At 41.6% G+C, this 13,106-nt stretch carries 10 protein-coding genes; 1 reads left to right on the forward strand and 9 read right to left on the reverse strand.

Annotated features, from left to right (window positions below; translation table 11 throughout):
• Positions 1-6: 6 nt before the first annotated feature.
• The 6 genes from K1I97_RS00130 to K1I97_RS00155 form a co-directional block, all read right to left on the reverse strand.
• Positions 7-618, reverse strand: coding sequence for a cystathionine gamma-synthase (locus K1I97_RS00130; protein WP_223331149.1), 612 nt, complete (start codon positions 616-618; stop codon positions 7-9).
• A 47-nt stretch (positions 619-665) separates the two neighbouring features.
• A complete protein-coding gene (locus K1I97_RS00135; protein ID WP_223331148.1) occupies positions 666-3,761 on the reverse strand; it encodes a DEAD/DEAH box helicase in 3,096 nt (1,031 codons plus the stop codon).
• A 92-nt stretch (positions 3,762-3,853) separates the two neighbouring features.
• Entirely contained in the window at positions 3,854-5,020 is a 1,167-nt protein-coding gene (locus tag K1I97_RS00140) for a MalY/PatB family protein (RefSeq protein ID WP_223331147.1), read from the reverse strand.
• A 7-nt stretch (positions 5,021-5,027) separates the two neighbouring features.
• On the reverse strand, positions 5,028-6,122 hold the full coding sequence (locus K1I97_RS00145; protein WP_223331146.1) for a cystathionine gamma-synthase: 1,095 nt from the start codon (positions 6,120-6,122) through the stop codon (positions 5,028-5,030).
• 144 nt (positions 6,123-6,266) lie between these two features.
• Complete coding sequence (locus K1I97_RS00150) at positions 6,267-8,225, reverse strand: peptide ABC transporter substrate-binding protein (protein ID WP_223331145.1); 1,959 nt, start codon at positions 8,223-8,225, stop codon at positions 6,267-6,269.
• A gap of 202 nt (positions 8,226-8,427) precedes the next feature.
• Complete coding sequence (locus K1I97_RS00155; RefSeq protein WP_223331144.1) at positions 8,428-10,050, reverse strand: putative polysaccharide biosynthesis protein; 1,623 nt, start codon at positions 10,048-10,050, stop codon at positions 8,428-8,430.
• 105 nt (positions 10,051-10,155) lie between these two features.
• Here K1I97_RS00155 and K1I97_RS00160 point away from each other — a divergent pair, with 105 nt between their 5' ends.
• Positions 10,156-11,601 (forward strand): UDP-N-acetylmuramoyl-L-alanyl-D-glutamate--L-lysine ligase, encoded by a 1,446-nt coding sequence (locus K1I97_RS00160; protein WP_223331143.1) that lies wholly within the window; start codon positions 10,156-10,158, stop codon positions 11,599-11,601.
• Between the two features lie 32 nt (positions 11,602-11,633).
• On the opposite strand, the gene K1I97_RS00165 is transcribed toward K1I97_RS00160, so the two are convergent.
• The 3 genes from K1I97_RS00165 to K1I97_RS00175 form a co-directional block, all read right to left on the reverse strand.
• Complete coding sequence (locus K1I97_RS00165) at positions 11,634-11,834, reverse strand: CsbD family protein (RefSeq protein WP_000051178.1); 201 nt, start codon at positions 11,832-11,834, stop codon at positions 11,634-11,636.
• 101 nt (positions 11,835-11,935) lie between these two features.
• Positions 11,936-12,586, reverse strand: coding sequence for a DUF1803 domain-containing protein (locus tag K1I97_RS00170; protein ID WP_223331142.1), 651 nt, complete (start codon positions 12,584-12,586; stop codon positions 11,936-11,938).
• Positions 12,570-13,082, reverse strand: coding sequence for a YiiX/YebB-like N1pC/P60 family cysteine hydrolase (locus K1I97_RS00175; RefSeq protein WP_223331141.1), 513 nt, complete (start codon positions 13,080-13,082; stop codon positions 12,570-12,572). Before K1I97_RS00175 ends, K1I97_RS00170 begins: the two co-directional genes overlap by 17 nt.
• Positions 13,083-13,106 lie beyond the last annotated feature (24 nt).

Raw genomic sequence — 13,106 nt, forward strand, 5'->3', positions numbered from 1 at the left:
TCTCCCCTACTCAGTAATTCTTGTCAGATTCAACTCTTGGGCAACCTGACGTTCCTGTTCTGTTTGCTTATTCTTTTTATTATAGATTTGACTCTTCTTTAGAAAATCATAGTTGTTCTTTTTAGCTTTTCCCGTTTTGGTTTTCGGAGTTGGATTCGCCACTTGGCCAACCTCCTCAGCTAAGATATAGTGAGACTGGCTCAAGTTTTTACTAAATTTGGCAAACTCACCTGGATTTTCCTTTTGAAATAGTGCTGTTGGTTGGTTTCCTTGTCGAACAAGTGTTGAACCATTGTGTCGTCTGGTATGACTAACATCCTGAGTCAAATATTTAGCTGAACGTTTCTTCTTTAAGTCCGCACGCGCCTCTTCTCGAGCCAATTCAGCATACGTTTTCTCAACTTTTTTAGGTTCTGGGCTTGGCTTTGACTCCTGATTAACCACTGGAGAAACTACGGTTTCTTCTTCATTGATAGGAGACCATTCCAAATAGTTCTTATCGCGGTAATCACCTTTGATATTGCTAATAAAGTCTGACTCATCGTACAAGTCCATGACTGGCATTTTGGTCAGCATGATCTCATCATCTGACACCAATGGAAATCGATCTTGTTTCATTTTGTATTTCCTTTCAACACTTCATTATAGCGTATTGTCTTGATTTTTCAAGTGCTGGCTTCAGAAATTCCCAAAATTTCACGAATTTCTGCCAGACTGAGACTCGCACGCGACTCTGTACCATCTAAAACTTGGGAAACCAAATGTTTCTTTTGTTCTTGAAGTTCTTGGATCTTTTCTTCAATGGTTCCCTTGGTAATCAATCGATAGACCTCAACCATCTGCTCCTGCCCCATTCGGTGGGCTCGTCCGATAGCCTGAGCTTCGACAGCGGGATTCCACCAGAGGTCAACCAAAATAACCGTATCAGCTCCCGTTAGATTAAGACCAACACCACCCGCCTTAAGGGAGATGAGAAAGGTATCTCTCTCCCCTTGGTTAAAGGCCTTGGTCATCTCCTGTCTATCTTGAGCAGGAGTTGATCCCGTGATTTTGAAGGAGGTTAAGCCCAATTCTGGGAGTTCTTGCTCGATTTTTTCCAACATTCCTTTGAACTGGGAGAAAATCAAGACCCGATGCCCACCATCAGCCACTTGTAGCAATAAATCTCGAAGGATATCCAATTTACCACTGGCTCCCTGGTAATCGTCCATAAAGAGAGCTGGCGTATCGCAGATTTGACGCAAACGCATGAGGCCAGATAAGATTTCTACCCGACTTCTCTGGAATTCTTGGTCAGTCACTTGCGCTAGGCGGTCTCGCATCTGTTGCAGCTGGGCCAGATAGATAGCCTTCTGTTGGTCTTCCAGTTCATTTTTATAGACGACTTCGATTAAGTCAGGTAGTTCTGTTAGGACTTCTTCTTTCTTACGCCTCATGACGAAGGGCTTGATAAACTGCGCGACTCGGTCAGCTGGCAATTTCATAAACTCCTTTTTACTTGGCAAGAGCCCTGGAAACACAATTTGAAAGATAGACCACAACTCTCCTAAATGATTTTCAATGGGCGTACCTGACAAAGCAAAGACTGCTGGCACCACAAACTGGCGCAAACTCTGAGCAATCTTGGTCTGGGCATTTTTCATGACCTGGGCTTCATCTAAGAAGAGAAAATCAAAAGCCATCTCTTGATAAAGCTCGCTGTCTTGACGAAAGGTTGCATAGCTAGTTACATAGATTTGGTGATTTTCAGAAAGAATCGCTTCTCGATTCGCTTTCAAACCATGAACGACAGCCAAATCCAACTGTGGGGCAAATTTTCTAAATTCATCTGCCCAGTTGTAAATCAAACCTGACGGCGCTAAAATCAAGACTCGACTATCTTCTGTCACCTGACTCGTCAAAAAAGCGATAGTTTGCAATGTTTTTCCCAGTCCCATATCATCTGCCAGAATGCCACCAAAACCATAGTGATGAAGCATCTGGAGCCAACGAACACCCTTTTCCTGATAGTCTCTCAAACTCGCCTGCACCCGTATATCTCCCAAAGGAAAATCCTCTGGATGGGTCAAATCATGAGCTAAATGCTGAAATTCTTCCGAGAAGGAGATCCTACCTCGACCTTCAAAAAGCTGAGAAAGACTATAAGCCAGAGATTTTCGCGCTTGAAAAGAACCATCTTTTAGCTCAACCCCCAGTTCCTGCATATTCTGACGAATCTGCTTGGTTTCCTCATCAAAAAAGTACACTTGGTCAGAAGAACTGATATAGAAATCCTGATTGCTGGTCAGGGCTTTAAGAGCTTGATCAATCTCTTCTTGGGCAATCCCTTGGAAATCAAATTGGATTTCCAACAATCCTCCCTTGGACTCAATCTGAACCTGAGGAGCTTGGACGCTGTAGAGCTGATTGATTTCATCAGATAAGAAGACCTGACCCAATTTCTCAAAAGCTGGAATCGTATGGTGAAAGAAAGAAGAAACTGTTTCTGGCTTCAAAGCCTGTCTCCAAGACTGAAAATCAGCTTCAAAACCAGCCCCTAAACAAACTTGAAATAGCTGGCTTTCCAAAACGGCATCGCTTGAAAATGGTAATTGTTCCAACTGTTGACGGCTAGTCACCTTAACATCTCCATAGTCAAACTGGATATCTAAACGGATGCGGTCGTCATCCTCCTTATCAAAGTAAAAGATTGGTGAAAAGGGTCTGATTTGCAAACGCTCGGGGGCAGAAACTGTGCCCAGCTGTCCAAACAAAGGCAGGCAGGCGGCTAGGCGGTCACGATCACTGTTGTCAAACTGGAGGCATTTTCTCCCTCTTTCCTCCTGAGGAAGCTCCTTGATTTCCTTTAGGAGGCTGATTTGTTTAGGGTTTAAGAGATAAAGATTCCCCTTACGAAAGAGAACCGCTCCCCCATAGAATACGTTAACTCGCTCACTTTCAGAAATCTCCATTTCAAAATAATCGGGATACTCCTGCACGGAAAAAGAGAAAAGGTTTGCTTCTGGATCTAAATCATGAAAGAGAAGATTTTCATAACTAGTAATCTGATGTTCGAAATGAAAATCTTCCAAATTCATCAGCAACTCCACTCCTTGCTCAAAAAAGGTCAGAGGGAAAAAGAGGTGACGACCTTGATTGGGGAAAAAGAGGTCTTGACTCAGTCCCTCCTCAATCAAGCCACATAAAAAAGTAAGAACTTCTTGACTAGCTGTATCAAAAGCATCCCAAGACAAGTCATTTTCATAGTGTTTCCCAATCATATATGGCTTTCGATGGACCAAGACCTTCAAAAAGAGAGGGATGTCACGAATGACATAATATTTTTGACTATCAACTAAACCGATTCGGAGAGTCCAAAGGAGGCGATTGGTTCCAGCTTCTACCTGGCCTTGAGACGACAAAGTGTAGATTTTCTCTCTCTTCTGAGGTTGGATACGCTCCAAAAAACTACCACCAAAACTAACCTTGGTTTCGACCTCTTCTTGCTCTTCATGTCCTTTTTCTAAGACTTGTAAAATCACCTGGCCTTCTTCATCATTCTTCAGATAATGCTCGAGCGCTGCTAGGTGAACACAGTAACCTCTTTTTTGGAAAAAATCGCAAGCACAAAAAACCAGATCATCCTCTAAACTGTAGCGCAAGTCTTCTCCCGCCACACGAGTATAGAGGCGATTCCCTTTTTCCTTGATAATCTCAATGTTGCCTGTTTCATAGAGTGCAACCCCCTCCATGCGCAACTTTCCCGGAATCAATTTAGCCATAGTTACCCCTTTATCTTATCTTTTCATTATACCACATTTTCCCCTACGAAAATAGCCTTCTAGGAAGACTTTTCTCCTAGAAGGCTGGATTTTTAAAGTGTAGCAAAAGTGGTCACGATGCGTTGGCAAACTTCTTCTAGTACTGACTTCGGCATGGCTACATTGAGGCGGGCATGAAGAGTTCCCTCCTCCCCAAAGTCCAAACCTCGGTTCAAGATAACCTTGGCTTCATTCTTCAAAAGCTCTTGCAAGCGGTCATCCGTTAGGTCATAGGCTGAAAAATCAAGCCAGATCAAGTAGGTACCTTGTGGTTTCATGACCTTAATCTTGGTTTCGTTGCCCAAAACATCCACTACATAGTTAATGTGGTCCTCGATGACTTCTTTTAACTCTCCTAACCAGTCCTTGCCATAACGGTAGGCAGCTTCTGTCGCTAAATAACCCAAGCCTGAGATTTCATGTTGGTTATTAGCCAACTGGCGTTTTTGGAAAGCCACACGAAGCTTGGGATTTTCAATAACTGCATAGGAATTCTTGGTCCCAGCAATATTAAAGGTCTTAGTGGCACTGCTCAAGATAAGGGCGAAGTCTTTAAAAGCAGGATCAATGGTATTAAAAGACTGGTGTTTGTGACCAAAGAGGGCCAAATCTTGGTGAATCTCATCTGAAACCAACAAAACACCATGTTTTTGGCAGAGATGCCCAATCTTTTCTAACACTTCCTTTTCCCAAACACGTCCACCAGGATTGTGAGGATTGCAAAGGATATAAAGCTTCACATCCTCTTCTACCAATTCCTTTTCCAGCTGGTCAAAATCAATCTCAAACAGCCCATCCTTTTCCACCAAAGAATTGGTAATCAATCTGCGATTGTTCAGTTTGACACTGCGGGCAAAGGGTGGATAGACCGGTGTGTTAATCAGAACAGCCTCTCCTTCTTTTGTAAAGGCTTGAATAGCTGTTGAAATAGCTGGTACCACACCCTCGATAAAGACGAGGGCATCCTTGTCAAAGTGATACCCGTGTTGACTGGCTTCCCAATCCTGAACAGACTGAATCAAAGCATCGCTAGCATAGGTATAGCCATAGACCAACTGATCTGCGTAGGTTTGTATAGCTTGTCGAACTTCAGGCAAAACCACAAAGTCCATATCTGCTATCCAGGCTGGTAGAACTTCTCGATCAGCTTCCGCTTCTTTCCATTTATAGGTATGGTGCCCAAAACGATTGGGCAGGCTTGTAAAATCATATTTTCCCATATCTATCTTATCCTTCCAAAGCTTGATGCAAGTCCGCAATCAAATCTCTAGCATCTTCAATCCCAATTGACAAGCGCAAGAGGTCATCTGTTAAGCCATAGGAATGGCGCACTTCTGCTGGAATATCCGCATGAGTCTGAGTTGTCGGATAGGTAATCAGACTCTCTACCCCACCCAAACTTTCCGCAAAAGAGAAGACCTTCAAGCTATTTAAAATATGAGGAATACGTTTTTCATCCACTACTTTAAAGGAAATCATGCCTCCACGTCCTGTATAGAGCACTTCCTTGACAGCAGGTGAATCCTTCAAAAAGGCAACCACTTCTTGGGCATTGGCTGTAGAACGCTCCATACGAAGAGGTAGAGTTTTAAGACCACGAATCAACTGATAACTATCAAATGGCGACAAGACCGCACCTGTCGTATTTAGATTGTAAAAAAGTTGTTCATATAGTTCTAAACTATTAGTCACAACCACCCCAGCCAAGACATCATTGTGTCCTGCTAGATACTTGGTTGCCGAATGAAGAACAATATCCGCACCGTCTTCAATCGGACGTTGGTAAATCGGACTGTAGAAGGTGTTGTCTACCACTACCTTGGCACCCTTGGCATGAGCTAGTTTGGCTAGTTTTGCAATATCAAATTCCAACATCAAGGGATTGGTTGGCGTTTCAATATAGAGAACATCCACATCTTTCTCTAACTCTGCGATCAGCTCTTCTTCTGTATTGGCATAGGTAAAATGGAAGCGGCCTTCTTGCTCGATTTGGTTGAACCAACGGAAAGAACCCCCATACAGATCACGCACAGCCAAAACTTTACTTCCCACTGGAAAAACACTAAAGGCCAGTACAATCGCAGCCATTCCTGAGCTCGTTGCTAGGGCATAGTCTGCTGATTCGATTGCCGCCAAGACTTCCTCCGCCTTACTACGAGTTGGATTTTTAGTACGGGTATAGTCAAATCCTGTAGACTGACCGAACTCAGGATGCTGATAAGTGGTTGAAAAATGAAGTGGCGTCACCAAGGCACCTGTTGCCTTATCTGACTTGATTCCCGCCTGGGCCAAAATTGTGTTGATGTGTAGTTCTTTGCTCATACAATACCTCCAAATCTATAGTAACTATTGTACCACTTATTTTCACTAACTCATTTTCTTGTTTTCAAGAGCTAGTTATAGTTTCAAACTATACAAAAACGATAGTTCCTTGAGAAACTATCGTTTTCCTGTTGAATAGACTGGTTATTTAACGTGTTTTGCCAAGTCTTCTTGGGCTTTTTTATTTGATTCTTCTTTTTCTTTCAGCCATTTTTCTTTAGCTTTTTCATACTCATCAGTCGTTACAGTCTTATCCTGCAACTTGAGATACTTGTATGATTCTACACCCTTATTTCCAGCAAGAGAGTATGGTGCTGAGAAAGGAACTGTTTTTCTCAAGCTAGGTGTTCCACCAAGGGAAACGTTTGGAATTGCAAGGGCGCTATCAACGAGCCAAGCTTGAACTTCAGCATATTTTTCATAACGTTTCGCTGGATCTTGCTCCTTGTTCGCTTCTTCTAACATTTGAGTGTAAGTATCCAGACCAACTGCCTTAGCCTTGTCATTAACCTCACCTGGTTCTAGACCAAGGTTTTGCAACATACCACCGTTATTGACATTTAAAATATCAAGATAGCTTGATGGATCCAAGTAGTCAGCACTCCAACCGCCATTATATATATCAAAGTCTTTTTGGGCTGCAGTTTGAGCGAGGTAGCTAGAATTATCGTAGTCATCTGTTGATAATTGTTGGATATCGATAACCACATTCTCTGCTCCTAGAACAGATTCGATGGATTGTTTCAAAGAACTTGCTTCAAGTACACCTTTTTTAGCAGATTGGTCAACTGATACGTCCAAGTGGATTGGGAATTGCACACCTTTAGCTTCCAATTCTTTCTTAGCTTCTGCAAATTTAGCCTTGGCCTTGTCAGGATTGTAGTATGGATCTTGCGCATCTGCAAAGTTGATTCCTTGCCATTCTTGGCCATAGTTGACCATCTTTTCTGAAACAACATCGCCAAAGTCTTTTCCGTTGATACTTACAAATGTTGGAGGTACAACCAAGTTACGAATAATCTTCGTTGCTCCGTCTTCCCCTTGAGATTGAGCTCCATAGGCTGTACGGTTATAAGCATAGTTGAAGGCTTGACGGAAGTTTTTATTCAGAACTGCTTCTTGGGTTGATTTCTTTTCGATATCTGAGGATTTAGAAGTGAAATTATAAGATTTTCTGTCCAAGTTGAAGTTCAAGTAATAAGAAGTTGCGGTTTGCATACTATAGATGATATTATCCTTGTTCTTCTCTTTAATTCCTTCAAAGCTTGAGCTATTTGGATAGAGACGCGCATAGCTGTAGACTCCTTCTACAAAGTTACGAGCTAGGGCATCTTGGTCACTACCATCATAGTAAGTCAATTTCACATCGTCCACAAAGACATTTTTAGCATCCCAGTAATTTGGATTTTTCTTGTATTCGATAACAGATTTTGAAACAAAAGATTTCATCAAGAAAGGTCCACTGTACAAAATACTAGAAGGGTTTACCTTACCAAAATCATCCCCTTTTGATTTCAGGAAGTCTGCATTGACAGGGAAAAGAATGGTTGAAGTTGTTTTAGAGTTCCAATAAGATTCTGGACGTGTCAAAGTGTACTGAACCGTTTGGTCGTCAATCGCCTTAACACCGACAGTTGAAAAGTCAGTTGTTTTCCCGTTGATATAGTCATCCAAACCTGCTACAGAGTCTTGAACCAGGTACAAGGCTTCTGATTTTTTATCAGCAGCATATTTCAAACCTGTCACAAAGTCTTGGGCCGTTACAGGGGCATATTCTTCACCCTCATAGGTATACCATTTTGCATCCTTACGCAATTTGTAAGTATAGGTCAAACCGTCCTGAGAAACAGTCCAATCCTCTGCCAAAGATGGCACATAGTTACCGTATTGGTCATTTTCCATCAAACCATCAACCAAATTGGTAATAATATCGTTGGTTGTTGCACGGTTTTCTGCCAGATAGTTCAAACTAGATGGATCGCTCGAGTAAACATAATTGTATGTTTTGGATGAACTTGCTGAGTTCCCACATGCGCTTAGTAGGATACCAGCGCTTAACACGACACTTGCCAGTGTCAGATACTTGGCCTTAGACTTTTTCATTTTCAGAACCTCCTGTTTTTAATATTTGACTTATTATACAACTTAAGTTTTATTTAGTCAATAGTTTTTAAACAATAATTTAAAAAACATATTTTCACTCTATTAATTTTAGAAAAAATACTCCTTTTTTGATAAAAACAGAATAAAAACAACCTTTATATAACAGAAAGGTTGTTTCTTTATCTATATTTATAAAATATTTTTATGATAATTTAAATCGTGCTCTCAGGCGTTCTGCCTTCGATTTACCGATTACTTTATCCAACAAGCAAATAGCTAGACTCATGAAGCCATAGAGAGCTCCACCTATACCGCCTATAAGAGCAACATATAGGAAGCTCCACAAACGTCCTGTTGGTTGGAAGAAAAATCCTAAAATCCACTGTAGGAAACCAACTAAGAGAAACATGACCATTGTCAAAATCGTAATTAAAATTGTCCGTTTTAAGATAATCTTACGGCGTGCACCCGTTACCTTGCAAATCTCTCGGTACATCAGAACATTTGGAATGATAAGTCCGATAGTCGTTGAGATTAAGGGACCGTAGCTGTGGAAAATGGCAATGGTTGGCAATTGCAAGACTAGCTTGGCAAGGGAACCATAGACAAAGTAAAGCACTGCCTTGCGATTGCGGAACATGGCCTGAAGCATAGGAGACAAGACCATATACAAGCCTAAGATAGTAGACTGCAAAACTGCAAAGACAAATAAACCCATGGCCAAACTATCTGGCTTCCCGTAAAAGACTGTATAAAGAGGTTCCCCTACCATGACCACTCCAACCGTTGCTGGCAAGAGAAACATAAAGAGCATGGTCATACTATCTTGGACAAGACGAGCAGCGGCTCTCAAATCACCTTTGACATAATTTTCCGTCAAAAGTGGCAAGCCAACACTTCCAATCGAAACCCCAACAGAGATCAAAATCATGGTGATTTTGTTGGGATTGGCTGAGAAATAGGAGAACATGACAACCAAGTCTTCCTTGCTATAGTTGGTAAACCAAGTCATACTGTTGATGAAGGTCATCTGATCCAAGATTTGGAAGAGTTGAATGGCTGATCCTGTCAGGATAAAAGGGATGGCTTCCTTGATGGTGTCAACTAAAAGTCGCTTGCTATTAATCTTATCTCGTGTTTCAAATACCTTTTGGAGCAGTCCCTCCTTGGAAAGAAAATGAATCAAGACTGCAAAACTTGCCACCATCCCCACAAAGGCCGCAAAGGTCGATTGAGTAACGGCTGATAAGTAGTCACCAGACCCCATCTTCATAATGAAGAAGGTCGCCAACAACATCCAGATAACACGAATTACCTGCTCGGCGATTTGGCTCATAGCATAGGGTTTCAGGTTGTTCATCCCTTGGAAGAAGCCTCGGATAACACTCATAGATGGGAAAATCAAAACTGCCCAAGCCAAACTCTGCATGATGGGAATCAGGTCTTTCCCCACACCTGACAAATCTGCTAACCAGGGAGAAAATAGGTACAAGACTAAGGCAAAGACTAGACCCAAGCCCGTCATAAAACTTAGGAAACTCCGAATCAAGGCAAAGCTGTGCTCTTCTTCTCGCATGGTATTGTACTTAGCTACTTGTTTGGCAACCGCAACAGGTATACCTGCTGTTGAAATCAGCAAGAACCAAGCATAAATATTGTAGCCCATGGTAAAGAGACCATTTGCCTTGGCGGCATAAGTCCCCATCCAGATATACCAGGGAATAATATAGATAGCCCCAAGGAGGCGACTAATAAAGTTACTAGCTGTTAGCCAAGCAGTCCCTCGCAACATCTGGGCTTGCTGGTGATTGTTTTCGTTAGACATAGCTTCCTCATTCAATTTTGATAACTAGGAAATTTTCCTCATCTTCCATTATAAACTTTTCCTTGTCACTTGTAAATTTACGACTTTCGGTTTACAATAGAAAGTATGATAAAGATTGAAACCGTATTAGATATTTTAAAAAAAGATGGTCTCTTCCGCGAGATTATCGACCAAGGTCATTACCACTATAACTACAGCGAAGTTGTTTTTGATAGCATCAATTACGATAGCCGAAAAGTAAAAGAAGGCACTCTTTTTTTTGCAAAAGGCGCTACCTTTAAAAAAGAATTTCTTACCTCTGCTATTACACAAGGTCTCGGATGGTATGTAGCTGAAAAGGACTACGAAGTCGGTATCCCCGTCATCATTGTGAGCGATATCAAGAAAGCCATGAGTTTGATTGCTGTGGAGTTTTATGGTAATCCACAAGAGAAACTCAAAATTATCGCCTTCACTGGAACCAAGGGTAAGACAACAGCAGCCTATTTTGCCTATAACATCTTGGCTCAACACCATCGCCCAGCTATGCTGTCTACCATGAATACAACCTTAGATGGTAAGACCTTCTTTAAATCTGCCCTCACAACTCCTGAGAGCATTGATCTCTTTGATATGATGGCTCAGGCTGTTAAGAATGGTAGGACCCATCTCATCATGGAAGTCTCCAGTCAAGCCTATCTGGTCAAACGCGTCTATGGTCTGACTTTTGATGTAGGAGTGTTCCTCAATATCAGCCCTGATCATATCGGACCAATTGAACATCCTAGTTTTGAAGATTACTTCTACCACAAACGTCTCTTGATGAAAAATAGCCGAGCAGTTGTCATTAACAGCGACATGGACCACTTTTCTGTACTGAAAGAACAAGTGGAAGATCAAGAACATGACTTCTATGGTAGCCAGTCAAGTAACCAAATCGAGACCTCAAAAGCCTTTAGCTTTTCAGCTACAGGTAAACTCGCTGGTGATTATGACATTCAACTCATCGGCCACTTTAACCAAGAAAATTCAGTTGCTGCAGGACTTGCCTGTCTTCGTCTAGGTGCCAGTCTAGAGGACATCAAAAAAGGGATTGCTGCAACCCGCGTTCCTGGACGTATGGAAGTTCTCACTCAGAAAAATGGTGCCAAGGTCTTCATCGACTATGCCCACAATGGTGATAGTCTGAAAAAACTGATTTCTGTTGTTGAAACCCATCAAACTGGAAAGATTGTTCTGGTTCTCGGTTCGACTGGAAACAAGGGTGAAAGTCGTCGCAAAGACTTTGGACTCCTTCTCAATCAACATCCTGAGATTCAAGTCTTTCTAACTGCGGATGATCCAAACTATGAAGATCCAATGGCCATTGCTGAAGAAATCAGCAGCTACATCAGTCATCCTGTTGAAAAGATTGCCGATCGTGAACAAGCCATCAAGGCAGCTATGGCCATCACAAATCAAGAACTTGATGCCGTGATTATTGCTGGTAAGGGAGCTGATTGCTACCAGATCGTCCAAGGAAAGAAAGAAGACTATCCTGGAGATGCGGCTATCGCAGAACGTTATCTATAAAAAAAATCAAGGGAAACATTCCCTTGATTTTTTTAGTCTTCTTTTTTAAATGAATTTTTAAGACCTTCAACGGCACCTTCTACAGCACCTTTAGCATCTTCAACAACTTCTTTTGCTTTGGCAACTGTTTTTTCTACAGCACCTTCTGCTTCTGTCTTGCTATCACCAGTAACTTTACCAAATCCTTCTTTGATAGCACCAGTTGCTTGATCCAATTTATTTTCAAGTGACATAGCTCTGTCTCCTTTGCTTTTAATACGATAAACGTTATCGCTTACATTCAGTTTATGCTTATTCTTTAGTAAAGTCAAACAATCTGCTCAAAAGCAAGCAATTAAGGTAAATAGAAAATCAACCGTTCCTTGTCGAAATCAACAGCCAACTCATACTTCCCTTCTTCGTTTTGCACAACATAGCCCAAGACGGCTAGACTCTCAACGAAGATGTCACGGCGTTTCTGTATCAGCTGGTCTTTTTTGAGAAACTTCAGTAAAAAGGTCGTCATATATTTGAGAGCATACTCAGGATTGACATCTCCTAAAATAGCATAAAGTTCCTGCTGTTTTCCCGTCAAAGGATACTGTTGTTTGACCTTATAGAAATAATTCGACAGGGTCATCTTTTCTCTAGCAAAATCTGTAGATTCGACTAAAATGGCTGCATTGGTTTGATTGCACAATTCTGTCTCAAAACTCTGCTCTAACAAAGCATGATAAACTGGACTATCCTCTCTGACAAAAATTTCTTGGTCAAGGACCAGACTGTCTATTGATTCTAGAAAAGGGAGATTGAGGCAATAACGTTTGTTTTCCCTTCGGATCAAGCCTGCCTTTATATACTCCTCCATGAGTTTATCAACTGCCACATCTGGAAACTGAGCCTTGATTTCTCGTAGAATCACATCGTTATGCTGGTCCAGATAGTCCACCAAATCTATAAAAAATGGCTGTCGAGTCAAACGAGATGGGTTAAAAATCTGAATCATGAAGATTCCTTTCTTTACATTCTAAAAGAGGGGATGTTGCTAGTTGACTAGGATTGGTCCCTGGTTGATTCAGAGGCACAGGAAGTTCGAGTTTCCTGTAATATTCCCTCCAAAAATCACTAATCTCCTGCTTCCCATCCCCAAATTTCATGGAAATAGTTTCAAAAATCGGTAGGATTTCAGCGATGTACTGGGAGCAGTAAAAGCCAGACCCATGTGGATAAAAAGAGGCATTATAGGGTGCACCTAAATGTTTGCTAGCTCTCTCCTTTACCAAGTCAATTTCCAGCTCTGGATAGACATAAAGATCGTAGAGATGAGTCGGTTCAAAAAATTCAGCCGGTTCTTGACAAATGACCCCTGCTTGCCCACTAGCATGGTAGATGAAACCGTCCAAAAAGATGGCTACATGACTATAGTTCCCAGTAGAAGCCTGGATGGCCTGCCCCATATCTGAAAGGTCCTTCACAAAAATCAAATCACCATTTTCTAACATCTTTCTCTCCTAGAAAAAAAGGAG

It is taken from the genome of Streptococcus oralis (genome assembly GCF_019929345.1).
In the GTDB taxonomy this organism is placed as follows: domain Bacteria; phylum Bacillota; class Bacilli; order Lactobacillales; family Streptococcaceae; genus Streptococcus.

Excerpts from the sequence above, each read along its gene's own strand:
- K1I97_RS00160 (WP_223331143.1), top strand. The coding sequence starts at position 10,156 with ATGATAAAGATTGAAACCGTATTAGATATTTTAAAAAAAGATGGTCTC.
- K1I97_RS00165 (WP_000051178.1), bottom strand. The coding sequence starts at position 11,834 with ATGTCACTTGAAAATAAATTGGATCAAGCAACTGGTGCTATCAAAGAA.
- K1I97_RS00155 (WP_223331144.1), bottom strand. The coding sequence starts at position 10,050 with ATGTCTAACGAAAACAATCACCAGCAAGCCCAGATGTTGCGAGGGACT.
- K1I97_RS00175 (WP_223331141.1), bottom strand. The coding sequence starts at position 13,082 with ATGTTAGAAAATGGTGATTTGATTTTTGTGAAGGACCTTTCAGATATG.
- K1I97_RS00130 (WP_223331149.1), bottom strand. The coding sequence starts at position 618 with ATGAAACAAGATCGATTTCCATTGGTGTCAGATGATGAGATCATGCTG.
- K1I97_RS00140 (WP_223331147.1), bottom strand. The coding sequence starts at position 5,020 with ATGGGAAAATATGATTTTACAAGCCTGCCCAATCGTTTTGGGCACCAT.
- K1I97_RS00135 (WP_223331148.1), bottom strand. The coding sequence starts at position 3,761 with ATGGCTAAATTGATTCCGGGAAAGTTGCGCATGGAGGGGGTTGCACTC.
- K1I97_RS00145 (WP_223331146.1), bottom strand. The coding sequence starts at position 6,122 with ATGAGCAAAGAACTACACATCAACACAATTTTGGCCCAGGCGGGAATC.
- K1I97_RS00150 (WP_223331145.1), bottom strand. The coding sequence starts at position 8,225 with ATGAAAAAGTCTAAGGCCAAGTATCTGACACTGGCAAGTGTCGTGTTA.
- K1I97_RS00170 (WP_223331142.1), bottom strand. The coding sequence starts at position 12,586 with ATGATTCAGATTTTTAACCCATCTCGTTTGACTCGACAGCCATTTTTT.